This window comes from Acinetobacter sp. YH12049, from assembly GCF_013419875.1.
GTDB lineage: Bacteria > Pseudomonadota > Gammaproteobacteria > Pseudomonadales > Moraxellaceae > Acinetobacter > Acinetobacter amyesii.
Map to the genome: position 1 here is coordinate 96,266 of NZ_VOZH01000003.1, position 13,473 is coordinate 109,738.

Genomic DNA, 13,473 nt, shown 5'->3' on the forward strand with positions numbered 1-13,473 from the left:
CTTCCTTATATAAAATAGTTTATATCCGTGTGTTTACAGATTAATCCTTTTGCGACTTTGGCCATACTTTTTGAACTAAAAATACGACGCACAGCACGATTAAACCTGCAATAAAACCTGTCGCTAAATTAATTAAAGTCGGTGTTAATGCACCCACAATACTGCCAACTGTAGGAATATGTTCTGCATAATCTACAGAGCCTTCAATAAAATGGTGTAGCAAAGGCACACCATGGGTAATGATGCCACCACCCACTAAAAACATGGCAATCGTACCAACAATGGTCAATGTCTTCATCAACTTAGGTGCAAATGCTAACAAACCTTGTCCAACGGTCTTTTTAAATTGTGATGCTTGTTGAGTGAGATAAAGTCCTAAGTCATCAATTTTGACAATCATCGCGACAAAACCATAAACACCAACGGTCATTATAATTGCAATCACCGAAAGCACCATGACCTTGGTCCCAAATGCCGCAGTCGCAACCGTACCCAATGAAATCACCACAATTTCAGCAGATAAAATAAAATCGGTACGGATGGCTCCTTTAACTTTTTCTTTCTCAAAAGTCACCAAATCCGTTTCAATATGGATCATCTCTTCACGAGCAACTTCTTCTGTTTTGGATTTTTTATGATGCAAACTATGCAGGACTTTTTCCACACCCTCATAGCACAAAAACAAACCACCAATCATCAAAAGCGGTGTAATCAGCCAAGGTGCAACCACACTGATCAATAAAGCAGCCGGAACCAAAATTAATTTATTAACAAAAGAACCTTTGGCCACAGACCAAACAACTGGAAGTTCACGATCCGAACGTACACCACTGACTTGTTGCGCATTCAGTGCTAAATCATCTCCAAGGACACCTGCTGTTTTTTTGGCTGCCATCTTACTCATGACAGCAACGTCATCCAACACAGTTGCAATATCATCAAGTAAGATTAATAAGCTACTCGCCATTATTTTTATCCTTTAGGCATTTTTTAATATTCTAATTCTATTTAACGCTAAAATTGTATTTAGTTTTTTAATAATTAACAAAATATTCACCCATTTTTCAGTCAATTGTGCTGTGTCAGTAACAATCAAAAATAGAATGCCGTACAATGGGACATTCTTTGAAAATCAGCCGTAGCTTTGACTACCACTTTGGAACAGATAATGAGTACTCAAGATAATCGTCCAGTGATTTTGACTGGCGACCGTCCGACTGGACAATTACATTTAGGTCATTTTGTAGGTTCTTTACGTTCACGTGTAGGTTTACAAGATTCGCATCATCAACATCTCCTTTTAGCTGATGCTCAAGCCTTAACTGATAATGCCGATAACTTCGAAAAAGTTCGTCGCAATATTATTGAAGTCGCAACCGATTATCTTGCTGTAGGAATTGACCCAACCAAAACCACGATTTGCGTTCAATCATGCTTACCAGCATTGAATGAATTGACCATGTTGTATTTGAACTTTGTGACGGTTTCTCGCTTAGAGCGTAATCCCACCATCAAATCTGAGATTCAAATGCGTGGATTTGAGCGTGATATTCCTGCAGGTTTCTTATGCTATCCAGTGGCTCAAGCTGCCGATATTACAGCGTTTAAAGCATCTGTCGTTCCAGTGGGCGAAGACCAAATTCCAATGATTGAACAAACCAACGAAATTGTTCGTCGTTTAAACCGTCAAATTGGTCGTGACGTACTTCCTGAATGTAAAGCTTTACTCTCTAATGTAGGCCGCTTACCAGGTTTTGATGGTAAAGCAAAAATGTCTAAATCTTTGGGCAATACCATTGTGCTTGACGCGACTGATAAAGATATCAAAAAAGCCGTAAACGCAATGTATACCGATCCAAATCATTTACGTATTGAAGATCCAGGTCAAGTGGAAGGTAACGTGGTATTTACTTACCTTGATGCATTCGACCCAGATAAAGATGCTGTTGCGGAACTGAAAGAACACTATCGTCGTGGTGGCCTAGGCGATGGTACGGTGAAAAAGCGTCTTGAAGGTGTGCTAAAAGAGCTCATCGGCCCGATCCGTGAACGCCGTTTAGAATTGCAAAAAGATCCTGACTACATCATGGATATTTTAAAAACCGGTACCGATAAATGCCGTGATATTACCCAACAAACGTTGGATGAGATTAAATCTGGACTGGGTGTATTCCACTTCTAAATTTAAAAAATTCCATAAAATTAAGCCTTTCCAATGTGAAAGGCTTTTTTATAGGCACTTTTTGTGAAAGTATTCACAAAATCTCCTTAGTTTTAACGTTAGGTAACATCACTTAACGTGAACACCAATGAAATGACTGACCGTTCACTCTATTATCTATTTATGTTTTAGGAATACCTAAATTCATAACATTTCTCCTTTACCGAACCTGTGGAAACAGATTCGTTGTTATACGCAATGAACACCCCAATCATTGCGTATTTTTTTGTCTGAAAATTGGCTAAGAAGAATTAAATATCCTCTATTGAAACAATAAAAAAACCCGCATTAAGCGGGTTTTTTATTTCAAAAACTAAATTAGTTTTTATGACGCATATGAGGGAACAAGATCACTTCACGGATACTTGCTGCATTCGCAAACAACATCACCAAACGGTCAATACCGATACCCTCACCCGCTGTAGGAGGTAAGCCGTATTCCAATGCTTCAATGAAGTCTGCATCGTAATGCATTGCTTCATCATCACCTGCATCTTTTTCGGCAACTTGGGCTTGGAAACGTTCAGCTTGGTCAATCGGATCATTTAACTCTGAGAAACCATTTGCCAACTCACGACCACCGATGAAGAATTCAAAACGGTCCGTAATATGTGGATTTTCATCATTACGACGTGCCAATGGTGAAGTTTCCGCTGGGTATTCTGTGATGAATGTCGGTTGACGAAGTTCTGTTTCAACTGTTTCTTCAAAGACGATGGTTTGAAGTTTGCCTAAACCAAAACCAGGTTTTACTTGCTCTTTCAGTTCATTTTTAACAAAGTTTGCAAGGAACTCACGATCAGATACATTTTCAGCAGTGAACGTTGGGTTGTGTTCAAGAATCGCATCAAACATCGAAATTTTCTTGAATGGACCTTTGAAGCTATACACTTCATCACCATAAGGCACATCAGTCGAACCTAAGATGTCAATGGCCAATTTTTCAAGCATATTTTCTGTCAAAGCCATCAGGTCTTTGTAGTCTGCATATGCTTGGTAGAATTCAATCATGGTGAATTCTGGATTATGACGTGTTGATACACCCTCGTTACGGAAGTTACGGTTAATTTCGAACACGCGCTCAAAACCACCAACGACCAAACGTTTTAAGTAAAGCTCAGGTGCAATACGTAAGAATAAAGGCATATCCAAAGCGTTGTGATGAGTTTCGAATGGACGCGCAGACGCACCACCCGGAATCACATGCATCATTGGTGTTTCAACTTCCATGAAACGCTCATTGCTCAAATATGAACGAATACCTGACACCACTTTTGCACGAATTTCAAAAGTTTTACGTGTTTCTTCGTTCATGATGAGGTCTAAATAACGTTTACGGTATTTAACTTCAGTATCTGTCAAACCATGGAATTTGTCTGGAAGAGGACGAAGTGATTTGGTTAAAAGCTCAAAATGTTCAATATGAACATAAAGGTCACCTTTACCAGAACGACCAATATAACCTTCAATGGCAATAATATCGCCCAAATCGAGTGCTTTAATGGTCGCAAGAACGTCAGCATCTAACTCTTTACGTGGTACATAAAGCTGGATACGACCAGTCATATCTTGGATTACGATGAATGAACCGCGGTTCAACATCACACGACCAGCAACTTTTACATAAACCTTTTCGCCTGCTTCAATTTCTTCTTTTGATTTTTCAGCGAATTGATCTTGTAGGTCTTGTGCATAGTGTTCACGCTTAAATGTGTTAGGCCACGGGCTAACACCTGTTTCCTTGGCGTGCTCTTTGATGTGCTCTAACTTGGCATGACGCTGTGCAATTAAATCGTTTTCGGAAATGGCTTGTTCAGAAGTCGATTGAGCGTTATGTTGCGTCATCTCTGTCTCAAATAGTTAAAAAACGGAAGTTGCATAGCATAGCAGATTTCCTTTGAATTGAGCAGTAAGCAATGCGCGCATTTTTTTAATAAGTAGAAATTTATCGAAGTAAGATGTTTTAATCGTTATACCTTCAGGTAGACATAGAACATACCTTACAGATGTGCAGTAGATAAAAAATTAAATACTCAAGCTCGAAAACCTACATTTTAACGATATCAAATGATAACTAAAAGCTTTAAAAAATACTTATAACTATCAATACATTAAAATAAATATTAATAGCTTAATTCAACCTTTTAATCTATTTTCTTTAAGACTAAAGTCTTTTAAATGCCTACAAATTAGACCAAAAGCTAAATTCTCTTTTTGACAATTCTCTCTACAATGAAATCATAAAATTGTTGAAAAATAAAATATTCAACACATCCAAAATGTCTGAAAACAGTGTGTAGAAAAACAATGACTTCCTGCTTATCGAAAATTCTGTTTTTACATGGATTGGATTCTTCCCGTGAATCTACGAAGTTCCATGCCATCAATGCAAAACAAAAATTCTGTATTGAAGTGGACTATCGCAACTTAAATTTTCAAACTGTTGCGGACTTTTACCACGAGAGTATTGAAACCATTAAGCCCGATATCATCGTCGGTCATAGTCTCGGGGCATACTGGGCTTTGAAAATGTCGCTGTTTCATCGCATTCCTTGTGTGATTGCTAACCCGAGTCTGCATCCAGACTTTCGTGACGACTACCCTGCAATTAATGAAATGGATTTGGATCACGATATTCCACAAATTGCCTATATCGAACGTGGCGATGAAATCTTGGATATGTATGAAGCAGAACAACAACTCGAAGACTATATGCAAGTTCAAGTGATGGATGGCGGACACCATCGTCTACAATGCCCTGAAAATATTAATGATTTAATCCAACATCTCGAATTAAACTATTTAAAAAAATAAATCATAAGATTAATCATAAGTAGCAACGTCTTTTTTATCAGACATAAAAAAGCCCTGTCATAGACAAGGCTTTTTACATTTTAAAACTGACGCTTAGGCAGCATCTGCTTCAGGACGTGTTTTATCATCTAAAACAGACCAAATATTTAGTCCTAAATCTTTATGCAAGTCAGGCAAATCTAAGAAAATGCTTGCGCCTAAAACTTGGTGTTTACATTTTTCAGCCAATTGTTTCACTGCACGAAGCGTACCGCCCGTCGCCAATACGTCATCCACAATAATTACTTTTTGTGATTCGATTTCAGCTGACATTTCAAGACGATCTAAACCGTATTCAAGGCTATAACCAACACCGACAACAGGTGGTGGTAATTTTCCGGCTTTACGTACCAACACCAAACCTTTGCCTGTACGCTGAGCAAGTAAGCTTGCCAAAACAAAACCACGCGCTTCAACTGCAATAAAGCTATCTACTTCTGCCAATTGCTCAGCTGGAATACTTGCAATTAGGGCATCAGTTAACGATTCGATGTTATTCATAAATAACGGCGTAAGGTCAAAGAAGCAAATTCCTGGTTTTGGGAAATCTTGGACAGTACGAATGTTAGACCACAATGCCGCAGCAGTAGAATTACTCATAATAGGAGAAAATAAATTAAGGAAGGAATGTGTGAATTTTAACGCGATTTGAGAGAAAAGAACAGCTAACCCCCGACTAAAATGCATATTTAAGATACAGCAAATTTACATAAGTTACTGATTATTAATATTGTATTTATTTAAAAAATATCAAATATATATTTTCCTAATCATAAAATAAAAGATTTTAGAGTTTTTTTCTGCAAGACTTTAGTCTATGAATATAGAAAAAGCGGTATTTAGAACCCAATTCACGGAAATGAATTCAAATATACTTTTCAATAGGCATAAATATTGTCAGACAATTTTTCCCAGATCTGGGGTTTTGATGATATTTATTGTCCCTCACTGCCATTCTGCTTTTAATTTCACTCATTAAACTCTTAGCCACTTTACTTTATAGTCAGAACTGCGTAAAAATTTAACATAAGAGTCTACTGTATAAGGCTAATTAACCTTAAGGTATAAACTTATACAGTTATGAAGTATTTACTGACTTAATTTTATGTCAGTTTTTGGAGAATGGAATGAAAAAGTATCAGTGCATCGTTTGTGGATGGATTTATGACGAAGCAGAAGGCTGGCCACAAGACGGTATCGTGGCAGGAACGAAATGGGAAGATATCCCAGATGATTGGACTTGCCCAGACTGTGGCGTCTCAAAAGTAGATTTTGAAATGGTTGAAATCTAATAAATAGAATCTAAGGCCATCATCGTTATGGTCTTTTTTTTGTCTTTAAAAAATATGAAATGTGTTTGGAGTTGAGTATGCACCCTATTGTCATTATTGGTTCTGGTATGGCGGGATATGCCGTTGCACGTGAATTTCGAAAGTTAAATACTGAACTAGAACTTATTATGATCTGTGCGGATGATGCCATTAACTACGCTAAACCGACATTATCCAATGCGCTCGTTGGTAATAAAGCTCCTGAGCAAATCCCTCTAGGGGATGCCGAAAAAATGTCGGCTCAACTCAATATGCAAATCATCAATAAGAGTTGGGTTAAATCCATTGATGCAGCAAAACATGAGCTTACTATTGAAAGCCAAAATGGAACTCAAACACAACTATATTCAAAACTCGTTTTAGCCGTCGGCGCAAATCCAATTCGCTTAGCTATTTCGGGTGATGGCAGTGAAGACATTCACGTCGTCAACAATTTAGATCACTACAAAGCTTTCCGTAAACAGCTTGCAGCACGTGAAGATAAACGTGTGGTGATTTTAGGGGCAGGCTTGATTGGCTGTGAATTTGCCAACGACCTCCAAAATACTGGGGCGAAAGTATCGGTGGTCGATTTAGCTCCGCAACCTTTGGGTCGCCTACTGCCGTCTCATGTTGCAGCTAAATTCCAAAGCAATTTAGAAGAAACGGGTATTCAATTCGTTTTAGGTACGACAGTCGACAAAGTGTCACGTATTGAAAATGGTGACTATCAAGTGAGCCTTGCCAATGGTCAAAGTTTAGTGGCAGATGTTGTGTTGTCTGCGATTGGTCTACAGCCTGAAATTAACTTGGCAAAACAAGCCGGCATTCACACCAGTCGAGGCGTATTAACCAATAAAGGCTTAGAAACCAACTTGGCAGATATCTATGCTGTCGGTGACTGTGCTGAAGTCAATGGTACCCTTCTTCCATACGTCATGCCGATCATGCAACAAGCACGTGCTTTGGCAAAAACCCTCAATGGCGAACATACCGCAGTGCATTATCCAGCTATGCCTGTAGCCGTTAAAACACCTGCAGCACCTTTAACTGTCCTTCCTGCGCCAATTGATGTAGAAACCCAATGGGAAACAGAAGAGCTTGAAGATGGCATGATTGCCCGTGCGATCGATCAAGATGGCGTATTACGTGGATTTGTACTGCTCGGTGCAACTGCTGGGAAGCAACGCTTAACTTTGACTAAGCAGGTTCCGGACTTGATTCCCGCTTCAGTTTAAGGTTTAAATACAAGGACGTCCTGATAATAATAGACGTCCTTTTTAAAGGAAAATAAAAATGAATAGTGCCCTTCAGTTTAATATTTCACCTTATGCCTCTTTTATGTATGAAACTCGCGTAGAGTTAGGCAATGGCATTGAACTTCATGTCGAGGTGGGTGGTCATCCTGAAGATCCTGCAATCTTACTGATTATGGGACTCGGCGCACAAATGTTGTATTGGCCCGATTTCTTTTGTAAGTCCCTAATAGACCAAGGTTACCGAGTTATTCGCTTTGATAATCGCGATATTGGTCTATCGAGTAAAATTCGTAACCCAGGTCCACGCCTCAACACCTTTAAACTGATGGGACGTTTTGTCTTAGGTTTAGAAAACCAAGGTGCGCCCTATGATCTATACGATATGGCAGACGATGTTGCACTGTTAATTGATCGTATGGGACTTGATAAAGTCCATATTTTAGGCGCTTCGATGGGCGGCATGATTGCTCAAATCGTGGCAGCACGCTATCCAGACAAAGTTCACAACTTAAGCTTACTTTTTACCAGTAACATCCAACCCTTACTTCCACCGCCATTTCCAAAGCAGTTATTTAGTCTAATTGAAAAACCTGAATCTAACGATGAAGATGGCATTATTAACCATAGCCTGAAAGTTTTTAATATTATAGGCTCTCCAGGCTATATTAATCAGCTTGAAGTGATACAAACTGCACGTAAACTCTATAAGCGGAGTTATTACCCAGCGGGTGTACTTCAACAGTTTTTAGCAATATTATGTACAGGTTCCCTGCTGCAGTTGGATAAACAAATTCAGCATAAAACCATTGTGGTTCATGGAGCTCGTGACCGTTTGCTGCCGCCAAGCCATGGTAAGGCCGTTGCAAAGGCTATTTCAGGTGCTAAATTTGAATTAATTGATGGAATGGGGCATGATATCCCACCGCATTTTATTCCATATCTTAGCGGTTTGTTTGCTGATCACTTTAAATCATAAATTAGGACACTATGGCTGCATTACCATCCTTAAGACAGCTGTCATATCTAGTAACACTGTCAGAAACGCTACACTTTACTGAAGCTGCGCGTCGTTCTTTTGTCACCCAGTCTACTTTGTCTGGCGGGATCATGGAACTTGAGCGTTTACTAGGTGGCGTATTGGTAGAACGCGACCGTCAAAACGTGCGTTTAACTCCTCTTGGTGAACAAGTTGTCGGAAGAGCTCGAGTTCTATTGGCAGATGCGCAAGACCTAATGCGTTTAAGTCGTGAAATGAGCGAACCTCTAACGGGTGATTTACATCTAGGGGTCATTCCTACTATTGCGCCATTTTTACTTGCACCATTATTAGAAGAAGTGCATAAGCAACTACCAAAAATTCAATTGCATTTACATGAAGCACAAAGTGAAAAAATTGTTGAGAAACTCGAGCACGGTAATCTAGATATCGTATTACTTGCTCTTCCTTTCGATACACGTAGCTTGAAAGTTGCAGAAGTAAACAAAGAAAAATTGTTCTTGGTGTACAACAAAGCTGACCAAAATGCAGCTCAAGCGAAATCTTTAGACGACCTAGATTTATCTCGTTTAATGTTGCTTGAAGAAGGCCATTGCTTACGTGATCATGCTTTGAGTGCTTGCCCGATTGGTGAACGTAAAAACGACCATCGTTTAAAAGCAAGCTCATTGCCAACTTTGGTTGAAATGGTTTCCGCAGATTTAGGCTTTACCTTATTGCCTGAAATTGCAGTTCATACCAATATGATCAAAGCCAATGAAGATTTGGCTGTGAAAGAAATTGAAGCAAGCCCTACACGCACATTAGCATTGGTGACGCGTAAAAGTACGCCGCTTCAAAGTGAATTTGATGTATTGCTTCAAATCTTGCAGAAAATCACTAACAATCTGCACTAACTAATCAGTGTGAAAATTAAAGAGAGCCCTGTGCTCTCTTTTTTTATTTGGCAGAAGTTAATATTAATTTAAAAACTGATGTTACTCACGTAAAAGTAATTTCGCATTTTTAAATCTATTCGATGGAATCTTACATCTAGGGATTGAATAAAGAGATTAGTTTTCGGCTGGAGGTACTCTTACGAAACGTTGTTTCTTCATTCGGCAAAATGAGAAGTGCGCTTCGTAAGAAAACCATCTTGCAGAGCAATGCTCCTCACCGCAAAACTCGTTCACTAGCGTCTACTTATTCAAAGTATCGCAAAAACATTTTTGATTAGAAGTCATCCTGTCTCAAACACTTGCGGATGGCCTTACGCATATCGGTTTTTATTTAAATCAAATCGCGCTTCTGATGTTACTATATAACATCAGTTAAAAAATGAAATACAGCATCTAGAAAAAAGAAAAGGCTAACCCAAATAGGTAGCCTGATAAGGTAATATATGACTTGATGTATATCTCAATTCATCGCCTCGATAATATCTTCACACTAGCCAGATAAGTAAGAAGATAAATACATCTTATTAAAATATAACCTTCGTTAAAATCACTAGTTTCAGGTATTTTAGATAAAGTAGGCGAATTGAAAATAAGGTCCTATAGAATAAATGTTGACTAAAAATCAATCACATTATTTTAAATATTTACTACGCTTTATATTTAAAATAACTAAGCAATAGATAGAAATAAATTCATATCGGAAACAGTCCAATTTATCCGTTGTCAAAATACGATATTCACATTTCGATTATTTTTTTCAATCCGAATACAAATTTAATTGTTATTTAACCAATAAATCTAAAATTAAAAACAAAAAACCATAAATCTTTTCATTCAAAATAATGAAAAACACCAAAAATATACGCTATTTAAATTCTATTAAATCACAATAACTTAATTATATTTTGATGTATAAATCCCAACTTCTAGGTATATTTTTATGATTCGCATTCGTGCAAATTATGGAAATGCAATTTGATTAAAATAATAAATGAGCGAAATGTATGATGAGTGAATTTTTATTACCAGTACCCGTTTTGATTATTGATCATCAATCGATGACTTCAAAAACAGTGCTGTTTAACATCTTAGGAGACCTCGGTTATCCTGAAGACCTCATTACATTTTCAGAAAATTTAGCAGATGCGGAACAGCAAATTTTCAATCAATTGCCCAATTTAATCTTTTTAGTGGTCACTCAACAGTCTGATATCTCTTTCATCCATAAAATTAAGAAAATCTATCCTTCGAGTAATCTCATCATTTTAGTCAATGAACAGTCTGCCGATTTAACTTTACATGCGATTCAGTTAGGTGCAACTGCCTATATGTTGATTCAACAGCCAATTGAAGACACTTATAACCAGCTGAAAACCATTTTAAGAGGTGGCGCTGCCCTGCACCCAAGTTTTGCAAAATTTTTATTGAGTGAAACTTTTAGTCCGCAAAATGCAGCGCCGAAACAGCTCAGTCTAAATCCAGCTGAATACCAAATTTTAGATATGGTCAGCCATAGTGCGACTCAAGAGCAGATGGTCCGTGAGTTAAAACTTTCAACGTATCAAATTGATGGTTTTGTTAAAAATATCTACCGAAAAATTAGTAGCTACAGCTAAATTTAGTTCAGATAAATGATTCAAAAAACTTATAAATTAAAAAAGTAAAAGGGAGTATTGCTCCCTTTTACTTTTCTAACGCATTTATTTAAATGCTTCTATAAGCACATGCTGTGAATTGTGTGCTTCCTCACCCTCTTGAACATGCGTACGAATCCAACGCCCATCACTTTGGAGCAACCAAGCTTGCTGATTATCTTTTAGGTAATTCACTAAACCTAATTGATAAATACGCTTTTTCAAGGCTGGATCTTCAATTGGGAAACAGGCTTCCACGCGATTAAATAAATTACGATCCATCCAGTCTGCACTTGAACAAAAAATACGTGAATCACCATTATTACTGAAATAATACACTCGAGTATGCTCTAAAAAGCGCCCAACAATAGAGCGCACGCGAATATTTTCAGACAGCCCCGGTAAACCTGGACGCAAACAACAAATAGAACGAATAATTAAATCAATCTGTACACCTGCTTGTGACGCTTCGTACAGTTTATTGATCAACTGAACTTCTGTTAATGCATTAACCTTGACTATAATTTGCGCAGACTTACCCGCTTTAGCATTGCTAATTTCATTATCAATATAATTAATCAGTTGAGCATGTAAGGTAAATGGCGCATGCAGCAGTTTTTTTAGCTTCGCCATTTTACCCATACCGGTCAATTCTTGGAAAATACGATGTACATCTTCACAGAGTTCTTTATCTGTGGTTAATAGACCGTAATCCGTGTAGATACGCGCATTTCCCGCATGATAGTTGCCCGTACCTAAATGCACATATCGCACCAATTTATTGTTTTCGCGGCGTACCACCAAAATCATTTTGGCATGAGTTTTATAGCCCACGATGCCATACACGACAACTGCGCCTGCTTCTTGTAATACATTAGCCACAGCAATGTTTGATTCTTCATCAAATCGTGCTCGAAGCTCAATTACAGCGGTGACTTCTTTGCCATTACGTGCTGCTTCCGCTAAAACTTGCACAATCTCCGAATCTGCGCCACTTCGATAAAGCGTTTGTTTAATGGCCAAAACTTGTGGATCACGTGCAGCTTCACGCAGTAAATTAATTACCGGTGCGAATGATTCAAAGGGATGGTGCAGCAAAATATCTTGTTTTTGCATCGCACTAAAAATGTTTTCAGATTTTTTGAGTACTTTCGGAATAACTGGAATATGCGCGTCATAACGTAGATGTGGACGTTTAAAGTTTGACAGTAAACGTGCAAGGTTAACCGGCCCATCCACTTTATAGAGTTGCTCTTCTTCTAAATCGAATTCATCAAGCAAATATTCATAAATATGCTGCGGACAATTTTCTGTCACTTCCAAGCGAACGGCGCGACCAAAACGACGTGAATTCAACTCACCTTTGAGGGCTTTAGCCAAATCTTCAACATCTTCATTTAAAGCCAAATCGGCATTACGCGTCACGCGAAATTGGTAGCAACCCGTCGCCGTCATGCCGGGGAACAAATCAGAGACATGTTCATGAATAATTGCCGATAGCATCACATGATGCTCTTTGCCACCGGTTAACTCATCAGGGAGTCGAACGACACGTGGCAGCGAACGTGGTGCAGGTACAACGGCTAAGTCAATCTGACGGCCAAACGCATCCTTCCCTTCTAAAGTCACAATAAAATTCAACGACTTGTTGACCAAGCGAGGGAATGGATGTGCGGGATCTAAGCTAATTGGCGTTAAGACTGGAGCAACTTGCTCTTGGAAATACTTTTTTACCCAAGCCGATTGTGCAGGCGTTAATTCCCCACGGCGTAAGAAGCAAATATCTTCTTCACGCAGTTTGGGTAAAATTTCTTGATTTAAAATACGATACTGGCGCTCAATTGCCGCATGCGCTGTCGCAGAAATTTCATCTAATACTTGTTTTGGTGTTAAGCCATCTGGACTGCGGCTTTCATTACCTAAGTCTAACTGTTCCATCATTCCCGCAACACGAATTTCAAAAAATTCGTCTAAGTTACGTGAAAAGATCAGCAAGAAATTCATGCGTTCAAGTAATGGATGTATCGGATCAACCGCTTGTTCGAGCACACGCAGATGAAAGTCGAGAATCGATAACTCTCGATTGATATAACGATCATTATAAGTATATTCAGTTGGTACTTGCGCGACTTCAGCTGCGGTATTCATTTCAAACCCATATTAAAAAATGTGTGCTGTACTCAGTTTAGTATGCTTCAAATTTGTGACAATTTCATAAAAAAAGCCCATAAAGATGAGCTTTTTGTTGTAATTCAAATCGC

11 protein-coding genes are annotated in these 13,473 nt (G+C 38.5%); 7 read left to right on the forward strand and 4 right to left on the reverse strand.

Annotation, left to right across the window (positions count from 1 at the left end; translation table 11 throughout):
- Positions 1 to 40: 40 nt before the first annotated feature.
- A complete protein-coding gene (locus FTU05_RS02120; protein WP_180164093.1) occupies positions 41 to 967 on the reverse strand; it encodes a DUF808 domain-containing protein in 927 nt (308 codons plus the stop codon).
- Between the two features lie 201 nt (positions 968 to 1,168).
- Here FTU05_RS02120 and trpS point away from each other — a divergent pair, with 201 nt between their 5' ends.
- Positions 1,169 to 2,182, forward strand: a complete 1,014-nt coding sequence (trpS, locus tag FTU05_RS02125; protein WP_180007457.1) for a tryptophan--tRNA ligase — start codon at positions 1,169 to 1,171, stop codon at positions 2,180 to 2,182.
- A gap of 357 nt (positions 2,183 to 2,539) precedes the next feature.
- Here trpS and lysS read toward each other — a convergent pair whose 3' ends face one another.
- Positions 2,540 to 4,066: a lysine--tRNA ligase gene (lysS, locus tag FTU05_RS02130; protein WP_078193012.1), complete on the reverse strand. Its 1,527-nt coding sequence runs from the start codon at positions 4,064 to 4,066 to the stop codon at positions 2,540 to 2,542.
- Positions 4,067 to 4,528: 462 nt separating this feature from the next.
- On the opposite strand from lysS, the gene FTU05_RS02135 reads away from it, so the two are divergent.
- Complete coding sequence (locus FTU05_RS02135; protein ID WP_078193013.1) at positions 4,529 to 5,035, forward strand: YqiA/YcfP family alpha/beta fold hydrolase; 507 nt, start codon at positions 4,529 to 4,531, stop codon at positions 5,033 to 5,035.
- 93 nt (positions 5,036 to 5,128) lie between these two features.
- Here FTU05_RS02135 and FTU05_RS02140 read toward each other — a convergent pair whose 3' ends face one another.
- Entirely contained in the window at positions 5,129 to 5,674 is a 546-nt protein-coding gene (locus tag FTU05_RS02140) for an adenine phosphoribosyltransferase (RefSeq protein WP_078189930.1), read from the reverse strand.
- 527 nt (positions 5,675 to 6,201) lie between these two features.
- On the opposite strand from FTU05_RS02140, the gene rubA reads away from it, so the two are divergent.
- The 5 genes from rubA to FTU05_RS02165 all read left to right on the forward strand — a co-directional run bounded on the left by rubA (position 6,202) and on the right by FTU05_RS02165 (position 11,194).
- Complete coding sequence (gene rubA, locus FTU05_RS02145; RefSeq protein ID WP_005179369.1) at positions 6,202 to 6,366, forward strand: rubredoxin RubA; 165 nt, start codon at positions 6,202 to 6,204, stop codon at positions 6,364 to 6,366.
- Between the two features lie 77 nt (positions 6,367 to 6,443).
- Positions 6,444 to 7,622 (forward strand): NAD(P)/FAD-dependent oxidoreductase, encoded by a 1,179-nt coding sequence (locus FTU05_RS02150; RefSeq protein WP_180092197.1) that lies wholly within the window; start codon positions 6,444 to 6,446, stop codon positions 7,620 to 7,622.
- A gap of 58 nt (positions 7,623 to 7,680) precedes the next feature.
- Positions 7,681 to 8,619, forward strand: a complete 939-nt coding sequence (locus tag FTU05_RS02155; RefSeq protein WP_218950222.1) for an alpha/beta fold hydrolase — start codon at positions 7,681 to 7,683, stop codon at positions 8,617 to 8,619.
- 11 nt (positions 8,620 to 8,630) lie between these two features.
- A complete protein-coding gene (oxyR, locus tag FTU05_RS02160; protein WP_180007453.1) occupies positions 8,631 to 9,536 on the forward strand; it encodes a LysR family transcriptional regulator OxyR in 906 nt (301 codons plus the stop codon).
- 1,046 nt (positions 9,537 to 10,582) lie between these two features.
- Positions 10,583 to 11,194 carry a response regulator transcription factor gene (locus tag FTU05_RS02165; RefSeq protein WP_180113885.1) on the forward strand — a complete coding sequence of 204 codons (612 nt, stop codon included), beginning with the start codon at positions 10,583 to 10,585 and terminating at the stop codon, positions 11,192 to 11,194.
- An 84-nt stretch (positions 11,195 to 11,278) separates the two neighbouring features.
- Here the strand turns inward: FTU05_RS02165 and ppk1 are convergent, their stop codons facing one another.
- Positions 11,279 to 13,360 carry a polyphosphate kinase 1 gene (gene ppk1 / locus FTU05_RS02170; protein WP_180164095.1) on the reverse strand — a complete coding sequence of 694 codons (2,082 nt, stop codon included), beginning with the start codon at positions 13,358 to 13,360 and terminating at the stop codon, positions 11,279 to 11,281.
- Positions 13,361 to 13,473: the final 113 nt, after the last annotated feature.

Bases quoted from the DNA above. Each gene is read 5' to 3' on its own strand.
- FTU05_RS02120 (WP_180164093.1), bottom strand. From the start codon at position 967: ATGGCGAGTAGCTTATTAATCTTACTTGATGATATTGCAACTGTGTTG.
- trpS (WP_180007457.1), top strand. From the start codon at position 1,169: ATGAGTACTCAAGATAATCGTCCAGTGATTTTGACTGGCGACCGTCCG.
- lysS (WP_078193012.1), bottom strand. From the start codon at position 4,066: ATGACGCAACATAACGCTCAATCGACTTCTGAACAAGCCATTTCCGAA.
- FTU05_RS02135 (WP_078193013.1), top strand. From the start codon at position 4,529: ATGACTTCCTGCTTATCGAAAATTCTGTTTTTACATGGATTGGATTCT.
- FTU05_RS02140 (WP_078189930.1), bottom strand. From the start codon at position 5,674: ATGAGTAATTCTACTGCTGCGGCATTGTGGTCTAACATTCGTACTGTC.
- rubA (WP_005179369.1), top strand. From the start codon at position 6,202: ATGAAAAAGTATCAGTGCATCGTTTGTGGATGGATTTATGACGAAGCA.
- FTU05_RS02150 (WP_180092197.1), top strand. From the start codon at position 6,444: ATGCACCCTATTGTCATTATTGGTTCTGGTATGGCGGGATATGCCGTT.
- FTU05_RS02155 (WP_218950222.1), top strand. From the start codon at position 7,681: ATGAATAGTGCCCTTCAGTTTAATATTTCACCTTATGCCTCTTTTATG.
- oxyR (WP_180007453.1), top strand. From the start codon at position 8,631: ATGGCTGCATTACCATCCTTAAGACAGCTGTCATATCTAGTAACACTG.
- FTU05_RS02165 (WP_180113885.1), top strand. From the start codon at position 10,583: ATGATGAGTGAATTTTTATTACCAGTACCCGTTTTGATTATTGATCAT.
- ppk1 (WP_180164095.1), bottom strand. From the start codon at position 13,360: ATGAATACCGCAGCTGAAGTCGCGCAAGTACCAACTGAATATACTTAT.